Origin of the sequence: Massilia scottii (assembly GCF_030846495.1) — a bacterium.
In the GTDB taxonomy this organism is placed as follows: Bacteria; Pseudomonadota; Gammaproteobacteria; order Burkholderiales; family Burkholderiaceae_D; genus Telluria_A; species Telluria_A violaceinigra.
This window is the reverse complement of record NZ_JAVCWM010000034.1, coordinates 26,626-41,933: the sequence shown is the minus strand read 5'-3', so window position 1 is coordinate 41,933 and position 15,308 is coordinate 26,626. Positions and strand designations below refer to the sequence as shown.

Annotated in this window: 10 protein-coding genes; 4 read left to right on the top strand and 6 right to left on the bottom strand. The window is 67.0% G+C overall.

Annotated features, from left to right (window positions below; genetic code table 11):
* Positions 1-194 precede the first annotated feature (194 nt).
* The 4 genes from RBA41_RS29805 to RBA41_RS29790 are packed head-to-tail and all read left to right on the top strand — an operon-like array spanning position 195 to position 7,430.
* A complete protein-coding gene (locus RBA41_RS29805) occupies positions 195-995 on the top strand; it encodes an ABC transporter permease (RefSeq protein ID WP_099875330.1) in 801 nt (266 codons plus the stop codon).
* Positions 995-2,215 carry an ABC transporter ATP-binding protein gene (locus tag RBA41_RS29800; protein WP_306627996.1) on the top strand — a complete coding sequence of 407 codons (1,221 nt, stop codon included), beginning with the start codon at positions 995-997 and terminating at the stop codon, positions 2,213-2,215. The genes RBA41_RS29805 and RBA41_RS29800 overlap by 1 nt, the downstream gene beginning before the upstream one ends.
* Positions 2,212-3,660, top strand: a complete 1,449-nt coding sequence (locus RBA41_RS29795; protein ID WP_306627995.1) for a class I SAM-dependent methyltransferase — start codon at positions 2,212-2,214, stop codon at positions 3,658-3,660. Before RBA41_RS29800 ends, RBA41_RS29795 begins: the two co-directional genes overlap by 4 nt.
* Complete coding sequence (locus tag RBA41_RS29790) at positions 3,660-7,430, top strand: glycosyltransferase (protein WP_306627994.1); 3,771 nt, start codon at positions 3,660-3,662, stop codon at positions 7,428-7,430. Before RBA41_RS29795 ends, RBA41_RS29790 begins: the two co-directional genes overlap by 1 nt.
* 15 nt (positions 7,431-7,445) lie before the next feature.
* On the opposite strand, the gene RBA41_RS29785 is transcribed toward RBA41_RS29790, so the two are convergent.
* The 6 genes from RBA41_RS29785 to RBA41_RS29760 form a co-directional block, all read right to left on the bottom strand.
* The gene (locus RBA41_RS29785; protein WP_306627993.1) at positions 7,446-8,645 is read right to left on the bottom strand and encodes a hypothetical protein; all 1,200 of its coding nucleotides are present in this window, start codon (positions 8,643-8,645) and stop codon (positions 7,446-7,448) included.
* A gap of 1 nt (position 8,646) precedes the next feature.
* Positions 8,647-10,080: an MBOAT family O-acyltransferase gene (locus RBA41_RS29780; RefSeq protein WP_306627992.1), complete on the bottom strand. Its 1,434-nt coding sequence runs from the start codon at positions 10,078-10,080 to the stop codon at positions 8,647-8,649.
* Positions 10,081-10,201: 121 nt separating this feature from the next.
* Complete coding sequence (locus RBA41_RS29775; RefSeq protein ID WP_306627991.1) at positions 10,202-11,953, bottom strand: hypothetical protein; 1,752 nt, start codon at positions 11,951-11,953, stop codon at positions 10,202-10,204.
* 40 nt (positions 11,954-11,993) lie between these two features.
* The gene (locus RBA41_RS29770) at positions 11,994-12,380 is read right to left on the bottom strand and encodes a GtrA family protein (RefSeq protein ID WP_306627990.1); all 387 of its coding nucleotides are present in this window, start codon (positions 12,378-12,380) and stop codon (positions 11,994-11,996) included.
* A gap of 15 nt (positions 12,381-12,395) precedes the next feature.
* Entirely contained in the window at positions 12,396-13,340 is a 945-nt protein-coding gene (locus RBA41_RS29765) for a glycosyltransferase family 2 protein (protein WP_306627989.1), read from the bottom strand.
* Between the two features lie 182 nt (positions 13,341-13,522).
* Complete coding sequence (locus RBA41_RS29760; protein ID WP_306627988.1) at positions 13,523-15,055, bottom strand: DEAD/DEAH box helicase; 1,533 nt, start codon at positions 15,053-15,055, stop codon at positions 13,523-13,525.
* Between the last annotated feature and the right edge of the window lie 253 nt (positions 15,056-15,308).

Here is a 15,308-nt window from a genome sequence, read left to right as displayed (position 1 = left end):
GGGATCCCGCGGCAGTCCGGCTGGCGCCCGCGCAGGCCATGGCGGCCGCGGGCAGCTGAACCGGTGGCCCCTCCGCGACCCTACTTTTCCCATATGAAAATCGACACGATCCAACCCCTGACCCTGCTGTTAGCCGCCAGTGCGCGAGCCACGCCCCTCCGCACTTGCGCGCTGTCCGTCCGCGCCGCGCGCGCATGATCTCGCTGTCGATGTTCAGCGGCGTGTGGCGCTACCGCGGCTTCGTGCTCGGCAGCGTCAAGCGCGAATTCCAGTCCAAGTACCGCAATTCCCTGTTCGGCGCCGTCTGGACCGTCCTCAATCCGCTGGCGATGGTGATCGTCTACACCGTCATTTTCTCGGAAGTGATGGGCAGCCGCCTGCAGGGCGTCGATTCGACCTTCGCCTACAGTATCTACCTGTGCGCGGGCGCGCTGACCTGGGGCCTGTTCGCCGAAATCACCACGCGCGGCCAGACCGTGTTCCTGGAAAACGCCAACCTGATCAAGAAGCTGCAGTTTCCGCGCATCTGCCTGCCGATCATCGTGGTGCTCAATGCCGGCATCAACTTCGCCATCATCTTCGGCCTGTTCACCATCTTCATGGTCCTGTCGGGCACCTTCCCCGGCTGGATCTACTTTGCGCTGTATCCGGTGCTGCTGCTGCAGATCCTGTTTTCGATCGGCCTGGGCATGGTCCTCGGCGTGCTCAATGTGTTCTTCCGCGACGTCGGCCAGTTCTTCACCATCCTGCTGCAGTTCTGGTTCTGGTTCACGCCGATCGTCTACCCGGCCAGCGCGCTGCCGCCGGCGGTGCGCGAACTGCTGGTGTTTAACCCGATGGCCGGCGTGATCGGCGCCTACCAGACCATCCTGGTCAAGGGCCAGATGCCCGACTGGGCCAGCCTGCTGCCGATCGCGGTGCTCACGGTGCTGTGCTGCGTCATGGGTTTGCTGCTGTTCCGCAAGCGCGCCGGTGAAATGGTGGATGAACTCTGATGGGCAGTATCGTTGTCAGCAACCTGGGCAAGGCCTACAAGCAGTACGACAATCGCTGGGGCCGCCTGTGGGAATGGGTGCTGCCCTTCCTCGGCCCGCGCCACCGCCTCAAGTGGGTGATCCGGGACGTCAGCTTCCAGCTCGCGCCCGGTGAAGCGGTCGGCATCATCGGCATCAACGGCGCCGGCAAGAGCACCCTGCTCAAGCTGATCACCGGCACCGCCCAGCCGACCACCGGCAGCGTGCGCATCACCGGCCGCGTGGCCGCCCTGCTGGAACTGGGCATGGGCTTTCATCCCGACTTCAGCGGCCGCCAGAACGCCTTCATGGCCGGCCAGCTGATCGGCCTGACGGTCGATGAAATCGGTGAGCTGATGCCGCAGATCGAAGCGTTCGCCGACATCGGCGACTACATCGACCAGCCGGTGCGGGTCTACTCGTCCGGCATGCAGATGCGCCTGGCCTTCAGCGTGGCCACCGTCAAGCGGCCCGACGTGCTGATCGTCGACGAAGCGCTGTCGGTGGGCGACGCCTACTTCCAGCACAAGAGCTTCGAGCGCATCCGCCAGTTCCAGAAACTCGGCACCACCTTGCTGATCGTCAGCCACGACCGCGCCGCGATCCAGTCGATCTGCGAGCGCGCGCTGCTGCTCGACGGCGGCCGCCTGGCCTCGCAGGGCAGTCCGGAACAGGTGATGGACTACTACAACGCGCTGATCGCCTCGCGCGACGGCGCCGGCGTCGAGCAGGTCGTCACCGAGGCCGGGCGCACCCGCACCAGTTCCGGCAGCGGCGAGGCAAGCGTCAGCGCCATTACCCTCGAAGACGAGGCCGGGCGCGCGCTCGAGACGGTCAACGTGGGCGCCGCCGTCACCTTGCGCATTCGCGTGCGCGTGCATGCACCGCTCGAGCGCCTGGTGCTCGGCTACATGATCAAGGACCGCCTCGGCCAGCAGATGTACGGCACCAATACCCACCACATGGACATGGCGCTGCACGACGTGGCCGCGGGCGAAGAGATCGACTTCCGCTTCCGCTTTCCGCTCAACCTGGGCGAAGGCAGCTACTCGGTCACCACGGCGCTGACCAGCACCGAAACCCATCTGGGCGACAACTACGAGTGGCGCGACCTGGCCTTCCTCTTCATTGTCATGAACATGAACCGCAAACAATTCGTCGGCACCAGCTGGCTCGAACCGCATGTGGAGATCCTGCGATGAGCGACAATTTTTACCGCGCCTTTGAAGACCGCTACCGCGGCGCGCGGCCCCTGATCAAATCGCGCCTGATGGCGTACCAGCCCTTCTTCGCGCCGCTGGCGGCGCTGTATCCCGGCGCCGCCGTGCTCGACCTGGGCTGCGGGCGCGGCGAGTGGCTCGAACTGCTGACCGAACACGGTTTCGCCCCGCGCGGCGTCGACCTCGACGAAGGCATGCTGGCGGCCTGCCGCGAACGCGGCCTGCACGCCGAACTGACCGACGCCCTGTCGGCCCTGCGCGCGCAGGGCGACGCCAGCGTGGCCATGGTCTCGGCCTTCCACCTGGTCGAACACATCCCGTTCGACCAGGTCCAGCTCATGATCGCCGAAGCGCTGCGCGTGCTGCTGCCGGGCGGCCTGCTGATCATGGAAACGCCGAATCCCGAAAACCTGGTGGTGGGCGCGTCGAGCTTCTACATGGACCCCTCGCACCTGAAACCGATCCCGTCGCCGCTGCTCGAATTCGTGACCGGCTTTGCCGGCTTCCCGCGCCACAAGGTGCTGCGCCTGCAGGAAGCGGCGCAGCTGCACACGGACGCGCCGATTGGCCTGATCAACGTGCTCGATGGCGTCAGCCCCGATTACGCGGTGCTCGGCCAGAAGGATGCGCCGCCCGAGGCGCTGGCCGCGTTTGCCGCGCCCTTCGCCACCAAGTTCGGCATCGGCCTGTCCGACCTGGCGCTGCGCTTCGAGGAGCAGGATAACCGGCGCCGCACCGAACTGCACGCCGGGATTGCGCGCGTCGAACATGCGCTGCAGGCCGGCCTGGTCTCGCTCGGCGAAGCGCACCAGGGCGTGGCGCGGGTGGCAGAGGGCGTCGAAAACAACCGCCGCCGGCTCGACCTGGCCGACCCGATCCTGCAGCGCGTCGGCGCCAACGCCGACCGCCTGGCCGAACTGCAAGGCCAGATGGTGCAGCAGGTCCAGCTGGCGCTGCAGGCCCAGCTCCAGGTCCAGGGCCAGCTCGACGCGCTCGGGCACCGCATCGGCATGGCCGAAGCGCGCGCCCAACAGGCTGACGCCCATGTGGCGGCCCTGCTCGACAGCACCTCGTGGCGCGCGACGGCGCCGCTGCGCATGGTTGCCGGCACCACCTACCGCCTGCGCAGCGCCGCGCGCGACGGACGCCTGGCGAGCGGCGTGAAACGGCGCCTGGCGGGACCGCTTGTGACCTTCATGCGCGCCATGCTGCGCCGCCCGCGCGTCAAGCGCGTGGCGCTGACGGTGCTGCGCCGCTTCCCCGGCCTGCACGCGCGCCTGTACGGCATTCTGCGGCGCGGCAATGCGCCGCCGCCACCGCCGCCGGCCGCCTCGCCCACCCACAGCGCCAGCGCGGCCGACCTGTCGCCGCGCGAGCAGCGCATGTACCACGAACTCAAACAAGCCATGGAAGCAAGGAACAAGTGATGCGGATTGTGATCGACCTGCAGGGCGCCCAGTCGGAGAGCCGCTTTCGCGGCATCGGCCGTTATTCACTGGCCCTGGCGCTGGGCGTGGCGCGCAACGCCGGCGAGCATGAAGTCTGGCTGGTCCTGAACGGTGCGCTGGGCGGGGCCATCGCCGAACTGCGGCGCGCCTTTGCCGGCCTGGTGCCCCCCGAACGCATCCGCGTGTTCGACATCGTCGGCCCGGTCGCCGAAATCGACGAAGGCAACAGCGCGCGCTGCCGCGCCGCGGAACTGATGCGCGAGTATTTCATCGCCCAGCTGCGGCCCGACGCGGTGCTGGTCACCAGCCTGTTCGAGGGTTTTGTCGACGACGCCGTGGTCTCGGTCGGCGCCTTCGACGGCGCCGCGCGCACCGCGGTGGTGCTGTACGACCTGATCCCCTTCCTCAATCCCGCCGCCTACCTCGGCAGCCAGACCCAGCGCACCTACTACGAGCGCAAGATCGCCTCGCTGCGCAGCGCCGGCCTGCTGCTGTCGATCTCGGACTACTCGCGCCAGGAAGCGATCGATGCACTCGGTCTCGCGCCCGACTCGGTCACCGCGATTTCGACCGCGGTCGACGACAGCTTCCGCCCGTCCGACAGCAATCCGGAACAATTGGCCGGACAAATGGCCGAACTGCGCGCGCGCTTCGGCATCACGCGCCAGATGCTGATGTACGCGCCGGGCGGCTTCGACGCGCGCAAGAACATCGATGGCCTGATCACCGCCTACTGCCTGCTGCCGCCGGCGCTGCGCGACGGCCACCAGCTGCTCATCGCCAGCAAGATGGGCGAGCGCGAACGCGCCGAACTGGTGGCCCACGCGGCCAGGCGCGGCATGGAAAAGGACCAGCTGATCCTGACCGGCTACGTCAGCGACGCCGACCTGATTCGCCTGTACCAGGCCGCGGCCCTGTTCATCTTCCCGTCGCGCCACGAAGGCTTCGGCCTGCCGGCGCTGGAAGCGATGGCGTGCGGCGCGCTGGTCATCGGCGCCAACAACACCAGCATCCCGGAAGTGGTGGGCTGCGCGGAAGCGCTGTTCGACGCCGACCGTCCGCAATCGATCGCCGAAAAAATCACCCAGGTGCTGCAGGACCCGGCCATGCAGGAACGCCTGCGCATGCACGGACGCGCCCAGGCCGCGCGCTTTTCGTGGGACGCGAGCGCCACCAAGGCCCTGCGCGCGCTCGAAGCGCGCTTCGGCAATGTGCAGGCCCCGGTCGCGGCCCTGCCGTCCAGGCGTCCGCGCCTGGCGTTCGTCTCGCCGCTGCCGCCCGAGCGCACGGGGATTGCCGACTACGCGGCCCAGGTGCTGCCGGCCATGATGGAACACTACGACATCGACCTGGTCGTCCACCAGGACAAGGTGCTGCTGCCGCCCTCCCTGGCGTCCCTGCCCCAGCGCAGCGCCGCCTGGTTCGACCAGAACGCCGGCCAGTTCGACCGCATCCTGTACCAGTTCGGCAACAGCCCCTTCCACAGCCACATGTTCGGGCTGCTGGCGCGCCATCCGGGCGTGGTGGTGCTGCACGACTTTTTCATCAGCAGCGTGCTGGCCTACGAACAGATGGCCGGCGGGATTCCCAACGGCTGGACCGACGCCCTGTACGAAGGCCACGGCATGGCCGCGCTGCTGGCCGGGCTGGACCCGGCGCGCGCGCTCGACGCCCGCAATCTGTATCCGTGCAACCTGGCCGTGCTGCAGCAGGCGCGCCGCGTGGTGGTCCACTCGCAGCATGCGCGCGACCTGGCGCGCCAGTGGTACGGAGCGCTGGCCGCGGGCGACTGGAGCGTGGTGCCGCTGCCGCGCGCCCTGCCCCAGGCACAGGACCGCGCCAGCGCCCGGCGCGCGCTGGGTATCGCCGACGATGTCTTTTTGGTGTGCAGCTTCGGCTTCGTGGCGCACACCAAGCATAGCCAGGAATTGCTCGACGCCTGGATCAGCTCCACCCTGCACGCCAATCCGCGCTGCGAGCTGGTGCTGGTCGGCGCCAACGATGGCGGCGAGTACGGCGTGGCGATCAACGCCACCCTGGCCCGCGCCGCCAGCAAGCGCATGCGCGTGGCCGGCTGGACCGACGAAGCGGTGTACCACCAGTATCTGCAGGCGGCCGACGTCGGCGTGCAGCTGCGCTGCCAGTCGCGCGGCGAAACCTCGGCCGCGGTGCTCGACTGCCTGAACTACGGGATGGCGACCATCGTCAACGCCAACGGCTCGATGGCCGAACTGCCGGCGGATACGGTGTGGGGCTTGCCCGACCAGTTCAGCATGGTGCAGCTGCGCGAAGCGCTGGAAAGCCTGCATGCCGATCCGGCCCGCCGCACCGCGCTGGGCGAACGCGCGCGCACCCTGCTCCATACGGTGCACAGCCCCGCCCACAGCGCGCGCCTGTATGCCGAAGCGCTGGAACAGACCTACGCGCCGGCAGCCGGTTCCCGCGGCGCCCTGCTGGCGGCGCTGGCGGACCAGCCTTCGCTGCATGCCGACGACGCGCTGGTGCGCCGCAGCGCCCAGTGCCTGGCCGTGATGCCGGAAGCGCTGGCGCCGCGCCAGCTGCTGGTCGACGTCACCTCGATCGCCCGCCACGACCTCAAGACCGGGATCGAACGGGTGGTGCGCATGCAGCTGATCGAACTGCTGGCGCGGGTCGAACCGGGCCCGCGCATCGAACCGGTGTACCTGGCCGACCAGGATGGCCGCTGCGAATACCGCTACGCGCGCGACTATGCGCGCCGCCTGTTCGGCATCGATTGCCCGCTGCCGCCCGACCAGGCGGTCGAAGTGCAGGCGGGCGACCGCTTCTACAGCGCCGACTACGCGCCGGGGGCGGTCATGGCCGCCGCGCGCAAGGGCGTGTATGCGCACTGGCGCGCGCGCGGGGTCGAAGTCAGTTTCCTGATCCACGACCTGCTGCCGGTGCTGCGTCCCGAATTCTTCCCCGAAGGCGCGCAGCATGGCCATGGCGCCTGGCTGGCCTGCGTCGCCGGCCAGGCCGACCGCCTGGTGTGCATTTCGGACGCCGTGCGCAATGAACTGCAAGCCTGGCTGGAACACACCCGGCCCGAGATCCACGGCCAGGTGAAGATGGCGGTGCTGCACCACGGCGCCGATATCGGCGGCGCCCAGCCGGTGCCAGGCGCGCGCGCGGCGGCGCCCAAAGACGGCGCGGCCACCTTCCTGATGGTCGGCACGATCGAGCCGCGCAAGGGCCACCTGCAGGCGCTCGACGCCTTCGAGCAGCTCTGGCGCGAAGGCGTGGACGTGAAACTGACGATCGTCGGCGCCGAGGGCTGGACCCCGCTGCCCGACGGCGCGCGGCGCACCATTCCGCGCATCGTCGAACGCCTGCGCGGCCATCCGCAGCTGGGGCAGCGCCTGCAATGGCTCAAGGGGATCGGCGACGCCGAACTGCTCGACCTGTACCGGACCAGTTCCTGCCTGCTGGTGCCGAGCGAAGGGGAAGGCTTCGGCCTGCCGCTGATCGAGGCGGCGCGCTACGGCCTGCCGGTGCTGGCGCGCGACCTGCCCGTGTTCAGGGAAGTGGCGCGCGAACACGCGGCGTACTTCAGCGGAATGGAAGGGGCCGACCTGGCGGCGGCGCTGCGCGAGTGGCTCGAACGGCACGGCGCGGGCACGGCGCCGGCATCGGACGGCATGCCGTGGATTACCTGGCGCGAAAACGCCAGCGAACTGCTCGACGTGCTGGCCGGACGGCGCGAGGAAGTGCGCTGGCCGGCCGACTGAAGCCGGCGCCCGCCGTTACTTGGCGGGCACCGGCAGCATGCGCTCGGTGGCGTAGCGCAGCACGTCGTTGTGCATGGCGCCGCCGTCGTGGTACAGCAGCAGGATGTCGGTGTCGCCCGGATTGCGGTACATATAGGTCTTCAGGGCGCCCAGCTGCGCGGGCGAGAGCAGGTCGATATTATTGGTCGCGAACTGCTCGACCTCGCGGTAGTAGCGCGCATACCACGGCGAGATTTTCGAGCCGAACGAATCGGAAATGATCAGCAAGCGGCGCGCCGGCGCCTTCGGATTGCCGAAGCGGCTGACGTCGCGCAGCAGCTTGCCCGCCTCCACCTCCGGAAAACACTTCTCCCCAAAGCAGCCCGTCACTTGCGACGCTTCCAGGTCCGGCTCGGCCGTCTCGCTTTGCAGCCCCACGCCATCGAACAGGTGCGACACGTCCGAATACTGCATGTGCTTTTTGACCTGCAGCGCGGGCGCCTGGTCGAGCGGGCGCTGCCAGAATGCGGTCAGGCTCAGGCGCGCCACCTGGTCGAGTCCTTCGCCGGTCCAGTGGAACCAGGTCTTCGGGAACAGGGTCGCGCTCTTTTTGATCTCGCGCATCTGCTCGAGCGGGAACAGGATCGACGCGGCCGCCGTGGGATTGAGCGCGTTCGACGCGAACAGGGTCTTGACGGGCGTATCAAGGCCCATGCAGCGCGGCGTCAGCCAGGCCGGCAAGTCCTCGGGATGGACCACCGGCGCCGAGGGCGCGATCAGCAGCTTGGGCGCCAGCCCGGCCGCCTGGTAGGTGTCGAACAGCTGGTTGATGTAGGGCGCGATCCTGGGGCTCACGACCGCGCCGCCGCAGGTGGCGATGACAGCCTGGTAGGGCGGCTCGTTGGTGCCGTGGGCGGTGAGGAAGTAGCGGCCGTGACGCCCGCTCGACATCTGCACCGACGGGAATTCGTGGAACACCGTAAAGCGCATGCGGTTGTTCAGCTTGACCAGGCCGTTGCGGTAGCCGAAATGGTCGTTGATCCAGGCGGTGACCTTGCCCGGCGCTTCGCCCAGCTCCCACCACGAGACCGGACGGGCCGGCAGTTGCGCCAGGTTCGGGTCGTTCGGCTTGGTGCGCGCGTCATGCACCGACACGATGGCCGGTATCGCCAGCACGGCCACCACGGCAAGCTTCATGGCATGCCGGCCCAGCAAAGTGAGAACAGAGTTGCCCATGTCAGAAGCGGAAGTAGATGAAGGGGTTGTAGGTGCCCGCCGCCAGGCTGGCGATGCACAGCAGCGCCAGGCCCGCGGTCAACGCCAGGTGGCCGCCGTGCGCCAGCAGCGCCGGCACGCGCGCCACGGAGTGCGCCGCCGCGTGCGTGCCGGCGGCGCTGTCTTTCGGCGCGGCGGAGGTGCGCCAGCGCCAGCAGGCCAGCACGATGCCCACCACCAGCGCCGTCAGCGAGGTCGCGGGCACGTCGAGGCGCCAGGTATGCAGCAGGGCCTGGCCGTCGTAAGCGCCAAACATGCTGCCCAGGTACTTGAGCGCGTACGGCACGTCGGCGGCGCGGAAGAACACCCAGCCGATCATCACGCACAGCATGGTCCAGGCCTGGGCCAGCACGCCTGGCAGGCGCGCCAGCAGCGCCGCGCCGCCGAGGCGTTCTAGCACCAGCAGGGCGCCGTGCCACAGGCCCCAGATCACGAAGGTCCAGGCCGCGCCGTGCCACAGGCCGCACAGGAAGAACACCAGCGCCAGGTTGAAATAGGTGCGCGCGGGCGAGACGCGGTTGCCGCCAAGCGGAATGTACAGGTAGTCGCGGAACCAGGTCGACAGGCTGATGTGCCAGCGGCGCCAGAAATCGGTGATCGACAGCGCCGAATACGGACGGTTGAAATTGGGCGGGTAGGTAAAGCCGAGCATGTGGCCGATGCCGATCGCCATGTTCGAGTAGCCGGCGAAGTCGAACAGGATCTGGATCGAATAGCAGGCGATGCCCATCCAGGCGCTGGGGGCGTCGAGCTGGGAGGGATCGACCGCGAAAATGCGGTCGGCCGGCAGCCCCACGTAATTGGCGATCAGGACCTTCTGGGCCAGGCCCAGCACGAACTGGCGAAAGCCCATCCAGATGCGCGCATTGTCCAGCGAGCGGTGCTCGACTTCACCGGCGATCTGGCTGTAGCGCACGATGGGACCGGCGATCAGTTGCGGGAACATGGCCTTGTACATGGCAAAGCGCAGGAAACTGCTTTGCGCGGCGATATCGCGCCGGTACACGTCGATCAGGTAGGAAATGCCCTGGAAGGTGAAGAAGGAAATCCCGAGCGGCAGCACGATGGCCGGCAGCGCGCCTTCGTGCAGGTTGATCGCCTGCAGGATGCCGGCGAAAAAGCCCAGGTATTTGTAGTACGCCAGCATGGCCAGGTTGAGCGCCACGCCCGTCACCAGCAGTGCCTTGCGCTGCGCGCCGGCGCGCGCGATCAGGTAGCCGACGCTGTAATTGAGTACAGCCGAGAGCAGCAGCAGCGGCACGAAGCGCGGCTCGCCCCAGGCATAGAACAGCAGGCTGCCGATCAGCAAGACCGTGTTTTTCCAGGGAAGAACGTAATACAGCAGCAGGAAGCCGGGGAGAAAATAGAAGAGGAAAACGGCCGAACTGAATACCATAGGATGTCTCGTGAGATGGAAACCGCGGCAACGGCAGAGCCGGATCAACCCGCGATTATACATCCCCATGTCACGAAGAATCGAATGCTGCTACAAGCCAACCACCCAAAAAAGCAACACTTCAGGGCAGGTGGCCGACCTCGCACAACTGGTACGGATCGCTGTTCCTGCTGCCGCCGAAGCCGGCGTCGTAGACGATGCAGCTGGCCTCGTTGAAGGTGAGGCCGTAGCGCTTGAGGATGGCCTGGCCGGCCTCGGCCACGCGCTGCTGGCGCGCGGCCGTGTCGGCGTCCGGCGCGGCGGCGCCCTGGCGCGGACCGGCCGCCAGGCCATTGGCGGTGAGCATGACGTACAGCGGCCCCTTGCGCGCGGCGACCATCCGGCCCACGCGGGCGGCAAATTCAGGCGACTCGGGAAAGCCCGAACCGAGCGCGGCAAACGCCAGGCGCGCCGGGAAATTCGGGATCAGCCACGACATCGGCGGGTCGCCATGCACGGTAAACACCATGCTCTGTTCAGGATCGGCGAACACCGGCACCTGGGCCGTGACACTCTTCTCGCCATGGTAATGGTGGCCCCAGTTCACGCGCGGCAAGCCGGCGATGACGGCCAGCAGCACGCAGGTGGCGCCGATCACGCGCGCGGTGGACGGCGCGCACAGGCGGTGCAGCAGCAGCCACAGCACCAGCGGCGCCAGCAGTTCGAGCGGCACCAGGTAGCGGTAGATGCCGAACAGCTTGATCCAGATGACATACGAGAGCGCGAAAAACACCAGCAGCAGGCGCGCGCCGGGAGCGTCGGCACCCGTTGCGGCGCTGGCGGCCGGTGCCGCCGGCGCGGCCAGCCACAGGCGGCGCAGGCGCTGGGCGATGAAGGCGATAAAGGCGATGTACACGATCGGCCACAGGATCTGGGTCATCGGCAATTCGATCACGCGGCGCGGATTGAAGGTGAAGATGAAGGGCCACAGCAGAAATTCGGTCCAGTCCTTGGGCACCCAGCCCATGTCGGCCACGCTGATCTGCGCGGCCAGCGGACCCTTGAAGATATTGTTAAATTGGGGGAACAGGGGATTGCCGAACGTTTTCCACATCAGCCAGTACCAGTGGCCGGCGGTGGCGCCAATGCCGGCCAGGGTACCCAGGCCGAACACGAAGGCCGTGCTGAAACGCAGCCACAGGCTGCCGCGCAGGGTCAGCAGCGCCAGGCACAGCGCCAGCGCGTAGTTGGCATTGGTCAGTTTCAGGCCGGTGCCGGCGCCGATGACCAGGCCCGCCAGCGCGGCGGCGATGGCGCCGCGTGCACCGCCCGCCAGCAGTTGCGGCCACTGGCGCAGCAGCAGCGCGATGGCGCCCAGCACGGTGAGCGAGGTCAGGTTGTCGCCCATGGTGTTGCCGAGCTGGCTGAGGAAGGAAAACCCGGCGCAGCCGGCCAGCGCCAGCATCAGCGGCAGGCGGTACGGCGCCGCCCCGGCCGCGGCCGGTTCGCCGGCGCGCAGCACCTGGCGCGTGATCATCAGCAGCAGCACGTAATTGAGGCCGTGCAGATAGCCCATCGCGAAAGCGGTGACGCGGGTCGGGAAATGCGTGGCCAGGCCGTAATACAGCAAGTCGATGGTGGGATTGAAATAGCTCTGGAACTGGCCGGGATTGAGATCGAAGCCGATCTTGCCGTTCAGGAAGGCGTACGGGTTATACCAGTGATAGTTGCGCAAATCCCAGTTGGCATCCTGCCCCAGCGACATCGATACCAGGCCGGCCAGCACCGGCCCGAGCCAGATCGACAGGCGCAGCACAAGGGCGCGATCGAGCCCATCCCACAGGCGCACGACGCCGCCATCCAGGCGGGAAATTGCTCGAGTCAGTGCATTCATGCCGTACCTGCGATAGAAAGGAGGATTAACAAAGGAGGGATCAACGTTGAAAGACGAACCAGCGCGCGCCGACGAAATTGACCGCCATGCCGGCCAGCGAACCGGCGCACACGCCCCACGAGGTGATGTGGGGCACGTTCGGGAAGGTCCAGACGATGGCGCTGTAGGTGGCGAAATTGACCGCTCCGCCGCCGCTCATGGCCAGCAGGTAGCGCCACCATTCGGTCCACAGCGAGATGCCGGCCGGATGGAAGGTGTAGCGGCGGTTGATCTGCCAGGTGGCCAATACCGCGCACAGGAAGGAGGCGGCGCGGCCGGCATACGGATTCATGCCGGCGCGCAGCGCCAGCTCGAGCACGGCCAGGTCGACCAGCAGGCCGGCCACGCCGGCCACGCCGAAGCGTAGGACCTGGGTACCGAGCTTCATCGCAGGCTGCCCGGCTCAGGCATGCTTGACGCGCGGTCCCGAAATCGCCAGGTAGGCGAAACGCTTCTGTTCGATGCGGCCCTTGGTGACGGTATCGAGGATCACGCCGCAGTTCAGCGAAATCACGCCGAACAGGCTCAGCGCCACGGACAAAATCGCGGTCGGCAGGCGCGGCACCAGGCCGGTTTCCAGGTAAGTCTGGAGCAGCGGGAAGGCAAGGCCGACGGCGGCCAGCATGAAGGCGAAAAACGCCAGCGAAAAGAAGGCCAGCGGCTTTTCGGTCTTGAACAGCTTGATGATGGTCCAGAGGATGCGCACGCCGTCGCGGTAGGTATTGAGCTTGCTGACCGAGCCTTCCGGACGCGAGCGGTAGATGGTTTCGACCTCGGCCACCGGCATGCGCAGTTCGAGCGCGTGCACGGTCAGTTCGGTTTCGGTTTCGAAGCCGGCCGAGTGGGCCGCGAACGACTTGGCGTAACGGCGCGAAAACACGCGGTAGCCGGACAGCATGTCGGTGAAGGTGTTGCCGAACACCGCAGCGACCGAGCCGGTCAGCAGGCGGTTGCCGAAGCGGTGGCCGAAGCGGTAGGCTTCCTGCTCGGTCGACACGCGCGTGCCGACCACCATGTCGAGGCCTTCGTCGACCAGTTTCTCGGCCAGCTGCGGCGCCACGCTGGCGTCGTAGGTATTGTCGCCGTCGACCATGATGTAGATGTCGGCATCGACGTCGGCGAACATGCGCCGGATCACATTGCCCTTGCCCTGCAGCGGCACATTGCGCACCACGGCGCCGGCTTCACGCGCCAGGCGCACGGTGGCATCCTTGGAATTGTTGTCGAATACATACACCACGGCTTGCGGCAGGCAGGCGTTGAAGTCGCGAACAATCGCGGCAACCGTCAGTTCTTCGTTATAACAAGGCACGAGGATGGCGATGCTTTGATTAATTAGTTTGTTCATGGTTATACATTGAGTAAAAAGAGAAACGCCGCGGCGCCTGGCCGGAAAGCCAGGCGGGTGGCGGCATTACATTCAAGCAAATTATACATCTTGGCAACAACCAGGCGGCAGTGCGGCCGCCCCGGCAACGGAACCGGAACCGGGGCCGGAACCGGAACCGGAAGCGGGCCCCGCCTGGGTGCTTACTGCTTGGGCGAACCGCCGAGCAGCACGGCAATCTTCTGCTTGGGCTTGGTGCTGGTGGCGACCTGGTCGGCGACGACCGGCGTATTCTTCTTGGCCGGCTCGTACGGGGTCAGGAACCAGGGATCGACCTTCTCGCGGCGCGGATACGGGCCCGGGCGGCCGGAAGAACCGCCGGTGGAACTGCGTTCGGAACCGCGGTCGCTACTGCTGCTGCGCTCGCCGCTGCGTTCGCGCTCCGGCACACGGGCGGACGGGCGGCCGGCGCTGCTGCCGGCACTGCTGTCGTCGCGGCGCGGACGGCGCTCGCCCGAGGCGTCAAAGCGCCCCGCGCTGGCGCTGCTGCTGGCAACAAAGCCGGCCAGTTCGCCGCGCGTGATCGTTTGCTTGATCAGTTTTTCGATATCGACCAGCAAGCGCTCGTCCTTGTCCGAAAACACCGACAGCGCATCGCCCGAGGCGCCGGCGCGGCCGGTGCGGCCGATCCGGTGCACATAATCTTCGGCGTTGTACGGCAGGTCGAAGTTGATCACGCACGGCAGGTCGGAAATATCGAGCCCGCGCGCGGCCACGTCGGTGGCGACCAGCACGTCGATCTCGCCCTTCTTGAAGGCGTCGAGCGCGGCCATGCGTTCCTGCTGGGTCTTGTCGCCGTGAATCGCGGTGGCCTTGATGCCGCCCTGCTCCAGGTGGCGCGACAGGCGCGAGGCGCCGATCTTGGTGTTCGAGAACACCAGCACCTGCTTGAGGTCGCGTCCGCGGATGAGGAATTCGACCACGTCGCGCTTGGCTTCGTCGGCGACCTTGTAGACGATCTGGGTCACCTTGTCGGCGGTGGCGTTGCTGCGCGCCACTTCGATGGTCACCGGATCGGTCAGGAAGCTGTTGGCCAGCTTCTTGATTTCCGGCGAGAAGGTGGCCGAGAACATCAGGTTCTGGCGCTTTTTCGGCAGCAGGTTGATAATGCGCTGCAAGTCCGGCAGGAAGCCCATGTCGAGCATGCGGTCGGCTTCATCCATGACCAGCATCTGCACCTGGCCGAGACTGACGTTTTTCTGTTCGATATGGTCGAGCAGGCGGCCCGGGGTGGCGATGACGATTTCGACCCCGCCCTTGAGGATGATGGTCTGGCCTTTCATGTCCATGCCGCCGAACACCACGGTCGAGCGCAGCGGGGTGTGCTGGGCATAGGCCTTGACGTTCTCGGCCACCTGCACCGCCAGCTCGCGCGTGGGGGTCAGGACCAGCGCGCGCACCGGATGGCGCGCCGGCGACATGCTCGGGCTGGCGTGGGCCAGCAGCAGCTGGATGATGGGCAGCGAAAAACCGGCGGTCTTGCCGGTGCCGGTCTGGGCCGCGCCCATGACGTCGCGCCCCTGCAGGACGATCGGGATGGCGGCAGCCTGGATCGGCGTCGGGTGGATATAGCCCTGGTCCGTCAGTGCGCGCAGGATTTCCGGCGCAAGGCCGAAATCGGCGAACTTGACGGTGGGTTCACTGTCGGCTTCGATGGTAATCGGTGTTTCAGACATAAGTTTTCCGGGCGTTGGTTCGATATGCTCTACGCCCGGACAGGCCGACGCGGGGAACTTCCAGGATGGACGGGAACGAGCCGGGCAGTGGCAAGACCGGTGGCCAGCTCGAAGTGTGCCACGACAGCGTCGGCAGAACCGGACGAACGGACGTAGATGCAATAATAGTGCCGTAAACGATACCCTAAATCCCGGCAACTGTACATCGATATAAGATCAAGAAAGAGGTATTGCCGCAGAGTCAACTTGGTTT